Below are 16028 nucleotides of genomic sequence, written 5' to 3'. Positions count from 1 at the left end.
CGAGTGTTACTGTTCAGTTTTCAAGGAACTTTTATCGCGTTAGCGACTTCATAATCATATCACACTAAAACTTGATTAGTCAACAACTTTTTTTCGTGTTTTTTATAATAACTTTTGCTAACACATATCAAGACAAAAATAAAAGCCCGTCGCAACGGACTTTTAATAACTTATCACATAAAAATAGCTAGGTCAATGCTTTTATAAAATAAATTGTTTTATAATAACCAAAGTAGCTAGTCCCGGAAACCCTAAAAAACCGGTTACCGTTACTGTCACAGGATTAATCGGAATCTCAAAAGAAAATGATTCGGCCACAAGATTAAAGAGAAAAAGCATAATGCTTCCAATAACGAGATTTCCCACTGCCCAACCAATCCACTTTACCCAGTTCCAGGCAGCCTGGTTCATTAATACGAAAACCAGACCCGCTACGGCAATCACAATACCAACAGTTATGCTATCCACTTTCCCTCTCCTTTCCTCTATGCTCTCATGCGTATGCTGCCCTACTTCACATTATTGAAAGAAATAAATTAATACGGTAATCGTATTGTTCAACGAATGAAATAAAACGGCTGCCCAAATACTTCCGTAATAATATCTCAGAAATCCAAGCATCAACCCCATCACAAATAAAGGAGGAAACAACACAGGATCTACATGAATAACACCAAACAGCAAACTGGAACCTAAAATTCCTAAAACAGCACCAAACCGCCCGGTCAATGCAGTTTGCAGCACGCCCCGGAACATTGTTTCTTCCGCAATCGGCACAAACAGGCCTACTAAAAGAACTTGGGCAATTCCAGCCAGCCAACTTACGCTTCTAGCTTGAATCACTTCTCCAGAAATTTGTTCTTCTCTCCAAGAATCTAATTCAAAGTGAAAATAATCAGCAATAGGAACAGTAATAATCGAGTCCAGTAGAAAAGTAGAGAAAAGATAAAAAAGGATAACCATGAAAAATAATTGCTTTGCCTTAATCGGACGGACAAACCCAATATCATAAAGCCGATTTCCAAAAAGAAGCAAGGCAAGTAAAAACATCATAACCTGAGGAAGGAACGCTTCAAAAAACCCTCCAACAGATTGATCGGAAAACCACGGATAAGGAAAAAACATATACAGTATAATAATTACGCCATATGTCATCTGATATAAAGCAAAATAATATATGGCATATTTCCCTGATACACCCGTTTCCCAGCCAGGAAATTCAGTTCTTGTCACCTTTAGCAAAGCGGGAATGTAGAGAAAAGCTGGTACAACGCTAAAGAAAAGCGTACTCAATAAAAAAATAGCTCCTATCCGCGTAGGCTCTTCCGACGATGCTACGCGCCATTTACCCTGCTCCGTAACTACCCACTGTAGGGAAGAAAATTCTAACATTAAACTACTAACATATCCAATCAGCAGAAACAAAGCGGAATAAAACGCTATTCTTTCCCACCGCTCACGTCTATTCACATGCTCACCTCACCGTCTGTACAAACATATTCACTTTGTCCCAAAAAAGAACAAGCCAAAGAAAAAAAGCGGCAGTTCAACATAATGGGTTCCCATTCTCAAAAGAATGACCACGATGTTGAATCCACCGCTATTCTTGCTTTAAAAAGTGGCCTTCTACAGCTCCCGTCTTCCTTCCAGCGCTTTCGAAATGGTGACTTCATCCGCATATTCTAAATCGCCACCAACCGGAAGGCCGTGTGCAATCCGGGTTACGCGGATACCGAATGGCTTTACCAGCCTGGAGATATACATCGCCGTAGCCTCTCCCTCAATATTTGGGTTCGTGGCCAAAATTAGTTCTTTCACTTCTTCATCTTCCAATCGACGAAGAAGTTCAGGAATGCGGATATCTTCCGGACCTATCCCTTCCATAGGAGAGATTGCCCCATGCAAAACATGATAATATCCATTATATTCCCGCGTTCTCTCCATCGCAATCAAATCTTTCGGCTCTTGCACAACGCAAATCACTGATTTATCACGAGACGTATCTGAACAAATTCGGCAAGGGTCTGTATCAGTAATATTCTGGCATACAGAGCAATATACAAGGTTACGCTTGGCATTCACGAGAGCCTTTGCGATTTCGAGAACATCATCTTCCTTCATGCTTAGCACAAAAAAAGCCAGACGCGCTGCCGTCTTTGGCCCAATGCCTGGCAATTTCATAAATCCGTCAATCAATTTTGCTATCGGTTCGGGATAATACACAAGTGTCTCCCCTATATCTTTAGAATAATCCCGGCAGGTTCATACCCCCGGTGAATTTGCCCATGCTTTTTGATACCATTTCATCGGCTTTGTTCATCGCTTCTGTTACTGCGGCCAGCACTAGATCTTCAAGCATTTCTACATCGTCCGGATCCACTGCTTCCGGTTTGATTTTGATGCTCAAGATTTCTTTATGTCCATTAGCCATTACGGTTACCATTCCGCCACCGGATGTGCCTTCAACCGTTTGCTCTTTCAGATCTTCTTGCGCCTTCTGCATTTGTTGCTGCATCTTCTTCATCTGTTTCATCATATTTTGCATATTTCCGCCACCAAACATTTTCGTTCCTCCTAATCTTTTATGTCTACCAATTCTTCACCAAACAGTTTAACCGCTTCATCAACCACAGGCTCGGATTGCGCTTCCTCCTGCTTCGTATCTTCGCCCTGTTCTTGCTCAGACACCCCTACAGAGGAGCTAATCTCTTCCCATTGATTTTCCATCAGTGTAAACAATTCAACAGGTCGGTTAATAAATCCTTTTACCACTTCTTCAATTAACTGTTTATTCAGTTCACGAGCCGTTGTTTCACAATGAATGACACTCTTAAAACATACAACCAAGCCATCCTGGGACAGCGCCGCAGGTCGCCCATCCAAAAGCCATGCATGCAAACGTACGCTCTTCGACTTGACTTGATGCAGAATATCCGGCCAGATGGAACGCAATCGCTTAAGCTGTGGTTCAATCGAAGCCGAAGCTACTTCCCGAATCCGTCCGGTTGGAATTTTAACGGTCTGCTGCATACCGGTACGACGCGGTTCTTTGCGTGTGCCCGAAACGGGTGCCGCTTCCTGTCTGCCTACGTTTCCGCGATCCAGCTGCTTAATCTGCTTTTCCAACATATTGATACGCTGCTTCAGCTGTTCTACTTCTTCAGAACTCATCTTCCCACCAGATGTTGCCTCGGCCTGAACAACAACATGAGACTTCTGTTCGCCGATCTGACAAAGTTGAATGAGGATAAGCTCCAGCATGATTCGTGTCTGACTGGCCCGTTTCATATCATTCTTCGCCTGATTCAGTTTCTCAATGATAAGAAACAAACGAGAAGTATCAAATGCATCACCCAATTCCCGGAATTGCTCATCCAGCATCATCCGATCTTGAATTTCTTCCAATTGGGGAGCAGTCTTGTACAGCAGTAAATCACGGAAATAAAAAAGCAAGTCATCTAGAAACTGCTCCGGACTCTTCCCATTCTGCACTAATTGTTGCACTACGTTAAGAGCTTCTGATGCTTCTCCTTCCATAATGCAGCGTGCTGTCGAAGCAAGCATTGCTTGTGAGGCAGAACCAGTGATGGCCATTACATCTTCAAGCTCGATCTGTTCTCCCCCAAAGGACAGGGCCTGATCGAGCAAGCTTAAAGCGTCACGCATTCCGCCTTCTGCCATACGTGCAATAAATGTTAATGCCTGATCTGAGATTTCAATATTTTCTGCAAGTATCGCCTGCTTCATTCGCTCTACAATCTGCGCACTTCCAATCCGGCGAAAATCAAACCGTTGACAGCGTGAAATAATGGTAGCTGGAAGCTTGTGGGGATCAGTTGTCGCCAGAATAAAGATTACATGAGCTGGTGGTTCTTCCAGTGTCTTCAGCAATGCGTTGAACGCTTCCGGCGTCAGCATGTGCACCTCATCCACGATATATACCTTATATCGAACCTGGGTAGGTGCATACTTCACTTTATCTCTTATATCGCGAATTTCTTCAATCCGTCGATTAGAGGCAGCATCGATTTCCATTACATCCACAACGGAGCCTTCTGTAATTCCTCGGCAAGCCGCGCATTCATTGCAAGGTTCCTCTGCAGGCCCTCGTTCGCAGTTTACCGCTTTTGCCATAACTTTCGCGGCACTGGTCTTTCCGGTTCCCCTTGGCCCATTAAACAAATAGGCATGGGAAAACCTCTGTTCTTTAAGCGCATTTTGTAATGTCCTTGTTACATGCTCCTGGCCCACAATATCGGCGAATGACTGTGGGCGCCAAATTCGATACAATGCTCGATAAGCCATCTTGTATCTCCATCTTTCTTGCATCGCATTTTATACTTCATCCATTATACATTATATCATTTTCTTTACTTTACGGAAAAGAGAAAGAGAAAGGTTAGCAGGAGGGGAGAAGAATATGAAAAGTCGTTCCGTATCCTTTGCTCGATACACGGATACTGCCGCCCATATCATGAATAATTTTTTGACATACGGGCAGACCAAGTCCCGTACCTTCTTCTTTTGTCGTAAAAAATGGTTCGAAAATTTTATCCGCCAAATATGGAGGAATACCTTGTCCTGTATCACTAATCGTAATCTCGACGTGACTTCCCGTATGGAAAATCCGCACCGTTAATATACCTCTTCCACCCATAGCTTCAATACCATTTTTCGTAATATTTAAAAATACTTGTTTCAATAGCTCACTATCCCCCATAATCATAGGCAATGAGCTTCTTTTCTCCATCACTACTTCCACGCCACGAAGCAGCGCCTCATTCTCTACAATTGGCAAAATCTCCATGCATACCTGCTCAATATCTACAAGCTTATATTGAATCTCCTTCTGCTTGCTTAGCAACAAGAATTCACTTACAAGATCATTGATGCGTTTAATCTCAACAAGCATAATATCGGTATACCCTTTTTCTTTCTCCATTCCAGCCTCGGCCAGCGATTTTCGCATCATTTGTAGAAATCCGTTGATGGATGTAAGCGGATTGCGGATTTCATGCGCTGTACCGGCTGCAATCTGTCCAATCATGGCCAACCTGTCACTCCGTTCAATTTTGTCGGCTAGGGAATGCATATTTGTAACATCTTTAAATATGTAGTATCCCCCTTTAATTTGTCCGTTCGCATCCCTCAATACGTCTGAATCCACAATTAATTCGATCCGTTGGTTTCCATTAAACCAGGAATACGCCTTATCGGATACTGAAACTCCTTTTAACACCGCTGAAGAAATAAAGCCCTGATTTTCCTTCATTCCAGGAATTGCGTCCTCAATCATCTGATTAATAACATACTGCTTCTCTACACCCAATATTCTGCAAGCTGTCTCACTAATTTCAGCAACTCGGGCATATTCATCCAATATAATAATTCCCAGGTTGGCATCTTTAACAACCTGTGTATAAAAATTTGTCCATAAGGATTGTGCGGGAGCCTGTTGAATTGTAGGCAGCAAAAAACAATGACGTGCTATTTCCTGATTATTATCACTACAGATAATCAAATCGCACATGCAAGTCTCCCCGGAATGCAGCCTTAAAAGTCCACGTGGCATGGAGTCCGATTCACTGTTGCAATAATCCAACCAGAAAGAAAAATTTTCTTTTACGACAAACAAATCATAAAAATTTTTTCCCTTGATTCCTTCGTATGTATGACCGGTAGCTTGAAGCAATATCGAATTCGCTTCCACCACTTTCCCTTCTTTATCCAAAAAAACGGCAGCAAAAGGGACCTTATGTAATTGATGTTTCATCTGGTCCATATTAATCTCTATTTGAAACGAATGTCCAGACATTGTTTTTTCACCTCACTGCCGGAGATATTTACCACACTGAATATATTCTGTTTATTTTCACAATTTCCTTTTTGCTTTGCAACAATGTTGCACAAAATTAAAAGCTCCCGGTATAAAATTACCGAGAGCTTTATAAAAATAGAGCCGCACACCTGTCGTCGATACGCACATCCAGGCGGCCCCGTGCAGTTAGCTCAAGCCAGGCTGCCCTGCGGCACACGGAAGGATCCACTTATGGCTGCTTCCTTCCGGACCTGACCAGGTTCATGGGTTCCCGTTGCGCAGGACCCAGCTCTCAACACCACTTACACAGACCTGACCCCACATGAAGCGCACCTCAGACAGGAATTCAACCCCGCTACAGCGGATTGCGGGTACAGGGCACCGCTACCTCCCCGTCTAGTGCGACAAACTTATACACAATAGTTATGCAGCGTTGCTGCCTAATCATCTTATCAAAAAAGAAAAGGTAAAGCAAGTCGATACCCCGTCCCTGATTGCTGCAATTTTTGTTGCTTTGGGTAGGAGTTGTTTAGCTAGCTATCTTCTTCCATCTTATCGAAGTTAACTAATTTGTTAACCTCCTGAATTACTTTGGACGCTTTTGTGAATGATGCTTTATTATCCGTAATATATGTATTTACTTCAACCAAAATACCGGTTACTTCCGTTAGGTCAAGCGCATCCATATATTTTTGTAATTCCGTTATTTTCTTCATTACGTCATACGCCAGTTGTGTTGTATATGGCTGCTGCATCATTGCCGCAAGATCAGCGGTCATAACCCGTACAACAGGAGCAATTTGGCCCCTGGACGGCGAAACATCGTCCGGAATCTTTATCGCCCGTCCTTCACGATTAATAACGATTCCATTCGTATACTTGGCATCTCCATTGAACGGATCAATTGTCATCTTATCTGGTCGATTTTTCCTCGGCTTCTCCAATGGCTTCTCAAAAGGTTGTTCAATTACAGAAAATGCGGCTTGTATCTTATCAAGGCGAATATCAGAAACCGGGATTTTTGGCTTCTCCACTTTCTCATACACCAAACTTTTGCGCATTTCCTCTTCATACTGAGATGGGGTAATATTTTCATCGATGTTTACCTGATATGGCGGTTCATTGGCAGGCACAATATCTGGAATATTTTGTTCTTCAGCTTCCACGTTCTGCAGCACCGAAGACACTGCAAATACTCCAACACTAATAACGGACGTAGTGATAATCAGGGATAAAACGACGTTTCTCTTTCTCATTCAGGATTCTCCTCTTTCTTACTTGAAAAGGAAAAGCCGTATCCGCGAAATTCTTGCGTATCTCTTTGTATTAGCCTAGGAATTTTTTCTCTTTTACTAAGGAATAAGCGTGCTCTACAAGTCGAATTTCCCGAATGCTCTCCCAATCATTATCTATCTCTTCTATAATGCAACGGACTAGCCCCGTATAGCAAGCATGCATATCATCTTTTGTTAGGCATGCTTCAAAAACTGCACGGTAAATGTCTTGTTTCGCCATAGTACCTCCTTCAAAGGACGGATAAAAATTAGTTAAATAGTATTACCTAGAATTTTAAGTTGCAAATGTTGGTAAGTAAAGGGATTCGACAAAACATCCCACTAAATTACGTCAATATTCAAGAAATATTACTTTATTCTGTTGCAACCGGTGTAAAATACCTGCTGATAAAAATTTTACTTTATAAAGGCTATGTACACGTCTATAATTTTTTATGCTTTCATAGGAAAGAAACGACGCTCAGTAAACGCTTTGTGAATTTTTTAAGTAATACGATCTAAAAAAGCTTCAACTGTCATCCAAAAGTCGAAGCTTCGCTTTTTTTCTCTAAAATTATCGTTTCTACGCTTTATTAATTAGACTATCCAGCACTCCGTTCATGCAATACGCTCTGCATCAAAATATGTAAAAGGCACTCCCCTACAGCAATACCTGCGGCAGAAACGAGGGAAACAAATACTACAGGCGTATTTGGATTAAATAAGCCAAGCCCTGTTAACCAAATCACTAAAAATGCAAGCACGAAATCACAAGCAGTAGCTACCAAGTTATTAGTAAGCGGAAGAATAACCAGATCTCCCATGTAATAGCTTATTACACAAAGAAGAAAACTGATCATCAATATATTCCGTATCTCTTCCTTATAAATCAAACCTAAAATAAATGCCAAAATACCGGTGACCGCCACAACTTTTATTGCTATGGTGTCTATACTTTCAAGCGGTTCCCTCAATGCCATCATCCCTTTTGCGATTTCTTTTCATTTGTATGGTTACATCATTTGTCCGATTTTATTCGTAAGGCTCCGGTCTTCACTTCAGCAGTATTTATTTTTCTTCGGCAATGACGCGCACATTAATCTGCTTTCCATTTAGATAGGATTTTATTTCCAAATTCAATTAAATACACACAAGAAAAAGCCCCCTTTCACGTTACCGCATTAGGAGGCTATTAGTCGCCTATATATTTATGAGCGAATCAGCCACCCTGTTTTCACCCATCTTTGCAATATGTATGGCGGAGATGGAGGGATTCGAACCCCCGCGCGCCGCAAGACGCCTAACTGATTTCGAGTCAGTCCCCTTCAGCCGGACTTGGGTACATCTCCGTATGCATCTTCTGTTGTCAAGCTAAAAAATATCCTACCATATGTACGAAAAATAAATCAATGCCCCGTCTCCTTATGTCGCAAGGTAACATTCGGTAAGCAAGGGATGAATGTTTACCTTTTTTCACGATAAAGCATTCAAAATATGCAGATCACATTAGAAGAGGCTGACCCATAGCCTTTTGAGTCAGCCCCCCTGTAAGCTCAACTTATCCTTGTGCTTGGTTTGTTGTATTTACTGAAGCTGTAGCCTGTGCCTGAGATAATTGTTGTTGAGCCTGCTGAAGCTGTTGCTGGGCTTGTTGAATGGCTTGCGGATTTGCAGCGGCCTGAGCCTGTGTTAATGCGCTTTGGGCCTGAGCGACGGCATTTTGCGCCTGTGTAACTGTAGCTTGTGCTTGTTGACCTGCTTGTGCATTTACATTTTGAGATTGTGGCGCTGTATTCATTCCTTGTTGGGATTGTTGATTAGGCATAGAAGATGCCCCTTTCCTTATTAATATTTGTGCTTTACAACACTTTGTTAGTATGAGCCATTCGTTCTTAATTTATCCCAAGTTTGGACATTAATGTTCTTACAAGCTTAAAACACAGATTATCAACAATATACATCCAGGTATCGTAACATTCGATGATTCACTCATGCTTACGAGTATGAATCAACAAGCGCGCGATATGCTGGATTTACCCAAAACTTCAGGCAGAATGACAGATTCAAAAGCCATATATCCTTAAATTTCCTTTTTTTCGCCTTCCATACTCGGATGGCGCTTTTTTCTTTTTATATTGATTTTCTGATTCTTCCATTTTATAATAATAAGCGAATTTGCACTGACTAGTCAGTTTAAAAAGGAGTGAAAGTGTGCGCGTAAAAACGAGAGAATTAATATTTCAAGGGGCTCTCAAAGCTTTCGCCGAAAAAGGGTTTAACGAAACAACAATGGAACAAATTGCTGAAATCTGCGGCGTTGCAAAAGGGACGCTCTATTACAACTTCAAGACAAAAGAAGATTTATACATATTCGTAATGGAGTCCGGGGTGCAGAATTTCATTGGCATGATCCAGGACTATGTAGATGTAGTAAGCCCTGAGGATTTCCGCCAGCGGGTTATTCGTCTGATTGAAGCTCACCTTGATTTCTTCCAGAACGAACAGGATTTCTGTCGCCTGCTGCTCAGCCGTGGCTGGGGAACACAGGAACGACACCATACAATTCGCTATGTTTTACAAAAATATTTCATCCTTCTGGAGCAAGAGCTACAGACTGCGAAAGATAACCAAAAGCTTCATTCTGGAATAAATGTGGCCGTTACTGCCAGTAGTCTGTTCGGCATGATCGGATTTACCGCCATGCGGGCCATCATCCACGAAGAAGCACTCGATAATATGAAGCTACGCTCCAGTTTACAGAACCTTGTCCTGCATATGCTGGGAATCTATGAAGAAGAGTAACACAATGAAAAGGGGGAGAAGACATGAGGGGTCTTCGTATTACTATGTTTACCGCCATGACTCTGCTCATCGGCGGCGGCGTATATGCACTATCTTCATATGGGGAAGGTAGCCACATTGAAGCGGCGTCTACCAGTCAGCCCACCGCCTACGTAGAAGCAACGAATATGAACGCAAGCTTCAAAATGGGAGGCCGGATTAGCGAAATCTATGTTAAGGAAGGCGACCATGTAAAGAAAGGACAATTGCTCGCCCGCCTGGAAAGTAAAGAATTACAGGATAAAGCATCTCAGGCACAAGCGGCACTCGAAGCAGCCAACGCTGGCGTCTCGCAAGCACAGGCATCCGTATCCGCAGCAGAAGCCAAGAAATCACAGGGCAGCAACGCGGTAAGCGTAACCGCTGATACAGCAGAGCGACAGGTGGAGCAAGCCCGGGCCGCCGTTAAAGCTGCACAGGCACAAGTAGACGCCATGAAAAGCGGTGCCCGCAAGGAAGAACGTGAACAGGCAAAGATCAAAGTAGACGCCGCTAAAGAAGCATATCGTCTAGCTGATGATAATTATACTCGCATGAAAACCCTGCTTGCACAAGGAGCTATATCACAGGCAAAGGTGGAAGAAACGGAATTAAGCTATCAGAAGGCAAAAGCGGAATACGAAGCTGCGCAAAAGCAATACGAGATGGTAGAGAATGGGCCGCGTAAAGAAGAGATTCAAGCCGCCGAAGCTCAACTAGAACAGGCCAAAGCCGCAGTAGCACTCGCCGAAGCTGGCAAAGGACAGGTCACATTGCGCCAGGATGATGTACGGGCGGCCGAAGCAGGTGTCTCTCAGGCATCTTCTTCCGTAGCCACGGCGAAAGCCAATGTCTCTAAAGCTCAAGCGGCACTGGATGAAGCGAAAACATATATCAACTATACTGAGCTTCGCGCTCCGGCGGATGGTATTATTACTTCCCAATCGGCACAATTGGGCGAACTGGTCGGCGCAGGCTTCCCGGTATTTACACTAGAAGCAACGAAAGATCGCTGGGCAAAATTTTATTTCCCTGAAACAGAGCTGGGAGCGTTGAAAGTTGGGGATGAGGTGCATATGAAACTTATCTCTACCGGTAAAACCGTAAAAGGAAAAATTACGGTTCTTCAGCCAGCCGCCGACTTCGCCATTCAAAAGCCAAGTCAGCAGACAGGCGATACGGATGTACGCTCTTTCGGTGCGAAGGTGACGCTAACTGACTTGCCTGATACGGCAGCAACTGGCATGACGCTGCAATGGCAAGGTATGGGGGCGAAATAACGATGTCAGCTCCGCTCAAAGTGGGAAGCATCATCCGCGAGGAGTGGCTGAATATTCTTCGTGACCGGCGTCTATTCGCTATTCTATTTCTCGTTCCGCTGCTCTATACGGCGCTGTTTGGCTATCTATATTCCAATCAGCGTCTAGTAGCAATTCCGACCGTTGTATTTGATGGTGACAATAGTCAGCTCAGCCGACAAATCGTTCAGGCTTTTGATCAGACAGAAACATTTCGCATCACAAGCCATACGCTCTCGGAAAGTGAGGTAGAACGGACTATTGAGAATGGGAAAGCACGCGTCGGTATTATTATTCCGAACGATTTCTCTACCCGTTTGAAACACGGAGAAAATGTACCCGTGCTCACTTTTGTGGATGGGAGCAATATGCTATTCTCCAATTCAGCGACACGGGCCGCCAATCAGGTTATCACTACCTTTAGCTATGGGGCATCTTCCGTAAAGATGAAACAGCAGGGGTTGAGAGATGAGCAAATCACATCAACATTCTCTCAGATACCGTTCCGCTCTCGCGTATTGTACAATCCAATGTTTAACTATAACGACTTTCTCGTATACGGCTTAATTGGTGCAATTCTGCAACAGGTGCTTCTGCTTGGCGTAGCACTAACGGTAACACGTGACAAGGAACAGGGCACATGGAACCGATTTGCAGCCTGGCGTAGTCTTCCCTGGCGCATTGCTTATGCGAAAACGGCTCCTTATTTCCTGATAGGTCTCGTTAACAATCTAAGCGTATTCGTACTGGCGCTATATGTATTCAACCTGCCGTTTCGCGGTTTACTTCTGCCGGTAATGGCACTCGGCGTAAGCTTCGTATTCGCACTGCTCGGCATCGGTTATCTGGCAAGTTTATTCTCAAGCAATCAGGTAGGTTCTACGCAAACTACTATGCTTATTGCCGTTCCATCCTTTCTATTATCCGGCTTTACATGGCCGTTTGAGGCGATGCCCCATGCGCTCAATGTAGCAGGTCATCTGCTGCCGCTCACATATTTTCTGGATGGAGTACGTGAAATTTTTATTAAAGGGCATGGGTTTGAGACGGTCTGGCAAGATTGCGTAGCTATGGGCTTAATGGGAGCAGTCACGTATTTCATCGCGTTTCTGCTTACCCCCCTATTCATTAAAGCAGACAAAAAAGCTGAAGCAGATCCTTCCTTTTCCGCTTAAGCCATAAGCCAGTCATACAGAAAAAGCGCGAATCGTTTGTAAAACTACGACATTCGCGCTTTTTCATAGTCAAGAAACCTAGCTCCCATTACTCGGCCGCTTTCTTTTTTCGCCGTTCCCGCAGCGAACGGAAGAAGTTTTTTAGTAGCTCACTGCATTCTTCTTCACGCACGCCCTGCATCATCTCTACTTGATGGTTAAACCTCTCTTCCTGTAACAAATTCATCAGGCTTCCTGCACATCCGGCTTTCGGATCCATTGCTCCATATACGATTCTGGGCAGCCGTGCCTGAACAATCGCCCCTGCGCACATTGGACATGGTTCAAGCGTAACATATAGTGTAGCCCCAATAAGACGCCATCCTCCCATCGTCTTGCTTGCTTCCTTTATAGCGAGAAGTTCCGCATGGGCCAGCGGGTCCTTCGTCGTCTCGCGCAGATTATACCCTCTGCCTACTACCTGTCCATCTCTTACAATGACGGCACCAATGGGAACTTCTCCTAATGCCTCTGCTTTTCGCGCTTCTTCAATTGCAAGGCCCATATAATATTCATCGTTCATATTTTTCACCATAGCTTTTTTATTTCTAAACCGGAGAATAATAGCGCACGAGCCGGAGCAGCTTCCGTTTCCAACACTTTAATAGGGGCAATAACCATAAAGTAGGGACCTTCAGGTACATCACCCAGACGAAGCCCTTCTACAATGATACTGTCCGCCTCGAACAATGCTTTATGGGTCGGATGGCCGGGTTGATCACGCTCAATGCCTGGTGCATCGATGCCCACGCCACGCACACCGGCTGCCGCCAAATACTCTGCTCCATCCGCAGCCAGGAAAACAAATTCGGAACCGAAATCATCTGTTAAGGAATTTTGAGTTTTCAACAGAAGAAATTCATCTTCCTTAGGTGCGAATCTTTCCAAATCGTTCCTTGTAATTTTGTCTTGGGCGTCTGTGACATCCAGCACCCGGCAAGGGCCGACAAGCCTTTCTATCGAAATTGTCTGCATCGTTCCACCATCAGGCAACATATGTAGCGGAGAATCAACATGTGTTCCTGTGTGCATATCCATATCAATCCTTGATTCGTATGCAGAAGCCTCATTAAAATCCTGTATAACACGGATAGCAGGCTGCTTTTCCGGTTTGTTTTTGTAGGTTACCATGCCGTGATGAATGGGCATTGATATGTCGTATACTTCATACATTGTTAGTTTTCCCCTTTTCAGTATTTCGGCCGCTCCACCGCTTTGATTGTTTTTCTGTTCTTGATGATATCTTCACCCGTCCACCATCTTCTTCCATCATTTAGGATCATCTCGTTCGATTCGGCAGGACCCCATGTGCCTGCAGGATATTCTTCAGGGGCACGCGAATTTTTGTCCCATGTGCGCCGAATCGGATCGATAAACTTCCAGGCTAGGGACACTTCATCCCAACGCGTAAAGAAAGCTGGGTCGCCAAGTATAGCGTCATGAAGCAGGCTTTCGTACGCTTCCGGCGATGCGTCTCCGCAATCGTTGCAATACTCCATACCAATCGGTACAACCTGGCTGTCCGTCCCTTGCTTCTTGGCGTTCAACAGCAGTGTAATACCCTCTCTTGGATTAATACGGAAAATAAGTAAATTCGGGGCTACATCATCATTTTTATTAAAATATAAGCGGTTCGGTAATGCCTTAAATTGAATGACAATTTCCGTAACCTTCTTCTGCATTCGTTTGCCGGTACGAATATAGATAGGTACGCCTGCCCATCGAAAGTTATCGATGAACAATCTGGCCGCTACGAATGTCTCCGTTATAGATGCTGGATTAACATTTGGCTCTTCCCGATATGCGCAGACTACGCCTTGCCCACCCTCTCCTGCCGTATACTGGCCGCGTACAATATGCCTATCTACCTCTTCTTCATTGTAGCGGCGAAGCGCGTGCATAACCTTCACTTTTTCGTCACGGATCGCCTCAGTATTTAATCTGCCCGGCGGCTCCATGCATACCATCATGACCATCTGTAGCATATGATTCTGTACCATATCAAGCAGGGCACCCGTACAATCATAATAAGAAGCACGGTCTTCCACCCCTACCGTCTCGCTGGCGGTAATCTGAATATTGTCGATATACCGATTGTTCCAAAGCGGCTCGAACATAAAATTGGCAAAACGGATAACCTGTATATTCTGTACCATCTCCTTGCCTAAATAATGATCAATACGGTAGATTTCCTCTTCCGTAAATGAACACTTAATCTCTTCATTCAACATTTTTGCGGAAGCATAGTCATGACCAAATGGTTTTTCGACAACCAGCCGTTTCCACCCTGCGGTATTCGTAAGCCCACTACGTTCTAAGCTGTTCGATACAGTCCCGAATAGCTGGGGCGAAATAGCGAGATAAAACATCCGGTTTCCCATAAGGTTCGTTTTCCGTTCCCTCTCTTCCACTACAGCCAGTAAAGATGTGTATGCGTCCGGCTCCGTAATATCAAATGCTATGTAATCAAATCGTGCAGCAAATCGCTCCCACTCTGCCCCTTCCTGCAAAGGCAAACGCCCAAACTCTGAAATCGATTCTTTGATAAACAAGCGAAATTGAGAAATCTCCATCTCTGTTCTCCCAACCCCGATAACAGCAAACTCTTTGTTCAAAAAATTGTCCCGGTACAAATTATATAGAGCAGGAAATAGCTTGCGCTTAGCCAAATCCCCTGTCGCACCGAAAATAAGCAAAACAAAAGGCTGAATAGAATCTTGTTGGGTAAACAATCGCGGCACTCCTCACCTGAAAGATTTCTCCATTAACCACTCACCTCTATTATACCTTATCTTATCCCGTCCTCTGCCCGATGATGTAGATGCAGCACTCCATAAAAAAATAGAAATCCCTCCGTCATATCATAGGACGGAGGGATAGGTAACTTGCCGCTTATACTCCGGCAAGTAATGATTCGCGGAATTCTAGTAACGCTTGCGCGAACTCTTCCGGTTTTTCCAGCATAATATAATGGCCGGCACCTGCGACCGTTCTTGTCTGTATGCTGTCATTCAATTCTTTCGCCTTTTCAGAGGCACCTTTTGGCAACAGTTTATCTTCTGAACCGTAGAGAGCAAGAATTGGAATGTTCAGCCTCGCGAAAATTTCCGCACCTTTATATTCGCCGCATGCGCGGAAATCATCATGCACGACGATCGTCTCGACCCAGGATAGCTGTTTTTGCTCTTCTTCAAGAAGTTCAGGCGTCGCCTCTTTACCGTAGGAAGCTTTAAAAAGAAAATCGGGGAACGTCCCGCCCGCCAAATCCTCGAGAATTTTCGGATGCACCGGCATCTCATAATGACTGGCATCCAGCACCAATCCCTTAACATCTGAGTTGCGGGCAGCCATCTCAATACCTACCATACCGCCCATCGAATGCCCTACTACAATCACATCCTGACCCGCGATTTGTTCATTGGCCCACTCCGCATATTCTTCAATCGTGTTGCAGCGGCTTCCCGCATTCTCACCATGGCCTGGCAAATCGAACGTTAGGCAGTGTGCACGGCCTATTCTTTCTTCCAAGCCGCGAAATTTAGCTTTGGTCCCGCCCGCACCATGAATCAATACAAACGGAAGCTGTCCGGATACGTTCATCGCT

General features: G+C 44.2%; 18 protein-coding genes, 1 tRNA gene and 1 other RNA gene. 4 read left to right on the top strand and 16 right to left on the bottom strand.

Annotated features, from left to right (window positions below):
* Positions 1 to 201: 201 nt before the first annotated feature.
* From HMPREF0083_RS03725 to HMPREF0083_RS03675, 12 genes are all read right to left on the bottom strand, one after another.
* A complete protein-coding gene (locus tag HMPREF0083_RS03725) occupies positions 202 to 468 on the bottom strand; it encodes a pro-sigmaK processing inhibitor BofA family protein (protein WP_021619699.1) in 267 nt (88 codons plus the stop codon).
* A 51-nt stretch (positions 469 to 519) separates the two neighbouring features.
* Positions 520 to 1470 (bottom strand): CPBP family intramembrane glutamic endopeptidase, encoded by a 951-nt coding sequence (locus tag HMPREF0083_RS26115; RefSeq protein ID WP_051354518.1) that lies wholly within the window; start codon positions 1468 to 1470, stop codon positions 520 to 522.
* A 156-nt stretch (positions 1471 to 1626) separates the two neighbouring features.
* Positions 1627 to 2223: a recombination mediator RecR gene (recR, locus tag HMPREF0083_RS03715; protein ID WP_021619697.1), complete on the bottom strand. Its 597-nt coding sequence runs from the start codon at positions 2221 to 2223 to the stop codon at positions 1627 to 1629.
* A 19-nt stretch (positions 2224 to 2242) separates the two neighbouring features.
* On the bottom strand, positions 2243 to 2563 hold the full coding sequence (locus tag HMPREF0083_RS03710; protein WP_021619696.1) for a YbaB/EbfC family nucleoid-associated protein: 321 nt from the start codon (positions 2561 to 2563) through the stop codon (positions 2243 to 2245).
* 11 nt (positions 2564 to 2574) lie between these two features.
* Entirely contained in the window at positions 2575 to 4305 is a 1731-nt protein-coding gene (dnaX, locus tag HMPREF0083_RS03705; RefSeq protein WP_040301373.1) for a DNA polymerase III subunit gamma/tau, read from the bottom strand.
* A gap of 94 nt (positions 4306 to 4399) precedes the next feature.
* Positions 4400 to 5815, bottom strand: a complete 1416-nt coding sequence (locus HMPREF0083_RS03700; protein WP_021619694.1) for an ATP-binding protein — start codon at positions 5813 to 5815, stop codon at positions 4400 to 4402.
* Positions 5816 to 5959: 144 nt separating this feature from the next.
* An RNA gene (gene ffs, locus HMPREF0083_RS26965) (signal recognition particle sRNA large type) lies at positions 5960 to 6223 on the bottom strand.
* A gap of 128 nt (positions 6224 to 6351) precedes the next feature.
* On the bottom strand, positions 6352 to 7074 hold the full coding sequence (locus HMPREF0083_RS03695) for a hypothetical protein (protein ID WP_021619692.1): 723 nt from the start codon (positions 7072 to 7074) through the stop codon (positions 6352 to 6354).
* A 70-nt stretch (positions 7075 to 7144) separates the two neighbouring features.
* On the bottom strand, positions 7145 to 7333 hold the full coding sequence (locus HMPREF0083_RS03690) for a hypothetical protein (protein ID WP_021619691.1): 189 nt from the start codon (positions 7331 to 7333) through the stop codon (positions 7145 to 7147).
* 361 nt (positions 7334 to 7694) lie between these two features.
* Positions 7695 to 8066 carry a DUF2512 family protein gene (locus tag HMPREF0083_RS03685; protein WP_167331538.1) on the bottom strand — a complete coding sequence of 124 codons (372 nt, stop codon included), beginning with the start codon at positions 8064 to 8066 and terminating at the stop codon, positions 7695 to 7697.
* Positions 8067 to 8348: 282 nt separating this feature from the next.
* Positions 8349 to 8441 (bottom strand) — tRNA-Ser (locus HMPREF0083_RS03680).
* Between the two features lie 209 nt (positions 8442 to 8650).
* Positions 8651 to 8917, bottom strand: a complete 267-nt coding sequence (locus HMPREF0083_RS03675; RefSeq protein ID WP_021619688.1) for a DUF1090 family protein — start codon at positions 8915 to 8917, stop codon at positions 8651 to 8653.
* Positions 8918 to 9035: 118 nt separating this feature from the next.
* On the opposite strand from HMPREF0083_RS03675, the gene HMPREF0083_RS30055 reads away from it, so the two are divergent.
* From HMPREF0083_RS30055 to HMPREF0083_RS03660, 4 genes are all read left to right on the top strand, one after another.
* Positions 9036 to 9176, top strand: coding sequence for a PAS-domain containing protein (locus tag HMPREF0083_RS30055; protein WP_148315851.1), 141 nt, complete (start codon positions 9036 to 9038; stop codon positions 9174 to 9176).
* Positions 9177 to 9303: 127 nt separating this feature from the next.
* A complete protein-coding gene (locus HMPREF0083_RS03670; RefSeq protein ID WP_021619687.1) occupies positions 9304 to 9894 on the top strand; it encodes a TetR/AcrR family transcriptional regulator in 591 nt (196 codons plus the stop codon).
* 23 nt (positions 9895 to 9917) lie between these two features.
* Entirely contained in the window at positions 9918 to 11192 is a 1275-nt protein-coding gene (locus tag HMPREF0083_RS03665; RefSeq protein WP_021619686.1) for an HlyD family secretion protein, read from the top strand.
* A gap of 2 nt (positions 11193 to 11194) precedes the next feature.
* Positions 11195 to 12385: an ABC transporter permease gene (locus tag HMPREF0083_RS03660; RefSeq protein ID WP_040301370.1), complete on the top strand. Its 1191-nt coding sequence runs from the start codon at positions 11195 to 11197 to the stop codon at positions 12383 to 12385.
* 88 nt (positions 12386 to 12473) lie between these two features.
* Here HMPREF0083_RS03660 and tadA read toward each other — a convergent pair whose 3' ends face one another.
* The 4 genes from tadA to HMPREF0083_RS03640 form a co-directional block, all read right to left on the bottom strand.
* A complete protein-coding gene (gene tadA, locus HMPREF0083_RS03655; RefSeq protein ID WP_240961384.1) occupies positions 12474 to 12947 on the bottom strand; it encodes a tRNA adenosine(34) deaminase TadA in 474 nt (157 codons plus the stop codon).
* Between the two features lie 5 nt (positions 12948 to 12952).
* Positions 12953 to 13597, bottom strand: a complete 645-nt coding sequence (locus HMPREF0083_RS03650; protein ID WP_021619683.1) for a cyclase family protein — start codon at positions 13595 to 13597, stop codon at positions 12953 to 12955.
* A gap of 17 nt (positions 13598 to 13614) precedes the next feature.
* A complete protein-coding gene (zwf, locus tag HMPREF0083_RS03645) occupies positions 13615 to 15156 on the bottom strand; it encodes a glucose-6-phosphate dehydrogenase (RefSeq protein WP_245191310.1) in 1542 nt (513 codons plus the stop codon).
* Positions 15157 to 15316: 160 nt separating this feature from the next.
* The gene (locus HMPREF0083_RS03640) at positions 15317 to 16024 is read right to left on the bottom strand and encodes an alpha/beta fold hydrolase (protein ID WP_021619681.1); all 708 of its coding nucleotides are present in this window, start codon (positions 16022 to 16024) and stop codon (positions 15317 to 15319) included.
* Between the last annotated feature and the right edge of the window lie 4 nt (positions 16025 to 16028).

Origin of the sequence: Aneurinibacillus aneurinilyticus ATCC 12856 (genome assembly GCF_000466385.1) — a bacterium.
Classification (GTDB): domain Bacteria; phylum Bacillota; class Bacilli; order Aneurinibacillales; family Aneurinibacillaceae; genus Aneurinibacillus; species Aneurinibacillus aneurinilyticus.
The sequence above is the reverse complement of the archived record's forward strand: the minus strand, read 5'-3'. Positions and strand labels throughout refer to the sequence as shown.

What these genes read in the sequence shown, in the direction of transcription:
- HMPREF0083_RS03710 (WP_021619696.1), bottom strand. Translation starts at nt 2,563, where the DNA reads ATGTTTGGTGGCGGAAATATGCAAAATATGATGAAACAGATGAAGAAG.
- dnaX (WP_040301373.1), bottom strand. Translation starts at nt 4,305, where the DNA reads ATGGCTTATCGAGCATTGTATCGAATTTGGCGCCCACAGTCATTCGCC.
- HMPREF0083_RS03700 (WP_021619694.1), bottom strand. Translation starts at nt 5,815, where the DNA reads ATGTCTGGACATTCGTTTCAAATAGAGATTAATATGGACCAGATGAAA.
- HMPREF0083_RS03695 (WP_021619692.1), bottom strand. Translation starts at nt 7,074, where the DNA reads ATGAGAAAGAGAAACGTCGTTTTATCCCTGATTATCACTACGTCCGTT.
- HMPREF0083_RS03690 (WP_021619691.1), bottom strand. Translation starts at nt 7,333, where the DNA reads ATGGCGAAACAAGACATTTACCGTGCAGTTTTTGAAGCATGCCTAACA.
- HMPREF0083_RS03675 (WP_021619688.1), bottom strand. Translation starts at nt 8,917, where the DNA reads ATGCCTAATCAACAATCCCAACAAGGAATGAATACAGCGCCACAATCT.
- HMPREF0083_RS03665 (WP_021619686.1), top strand. Translation starts at nt 9,918, where the DNA reads ATGAGGGGTCTTCGTATTACTATGTTTACCGCCATGACTCTGCTCATC.
- HMPREF0083_RS03660 (WP_040301370.1), top strand. Translation starts at nt 11,195, where the DNA reads ATGTCAGCTCCGCTCAAAGTGGGAAGCATCATCCGCGAGGAGTGGCTG.
- tadA (WP_240961384.1), bottom strand. Translation starts at nt 12,947, where the DNA reads ATGAACGATGAATATTATATGGGCCTTGCAATTGAAGAAGCGCGAAAA.
- HMPREF0083_RS03650 (WP_021619683.1), bottom strand. Translation starts at nt 13,597, where the DNA reads ATGTATGAAGTATACGACATATCAATGCCCATTCATCACGGCATGGTA.
- HMPREF0083_RS03640 (WP_021619681.1), bottom strand. Translation starts at nt 16,024, where the DNA reads ATGAACGTATCCGGACAGCTTCCGTTTGTATTGATTCATGGTGCGGGC.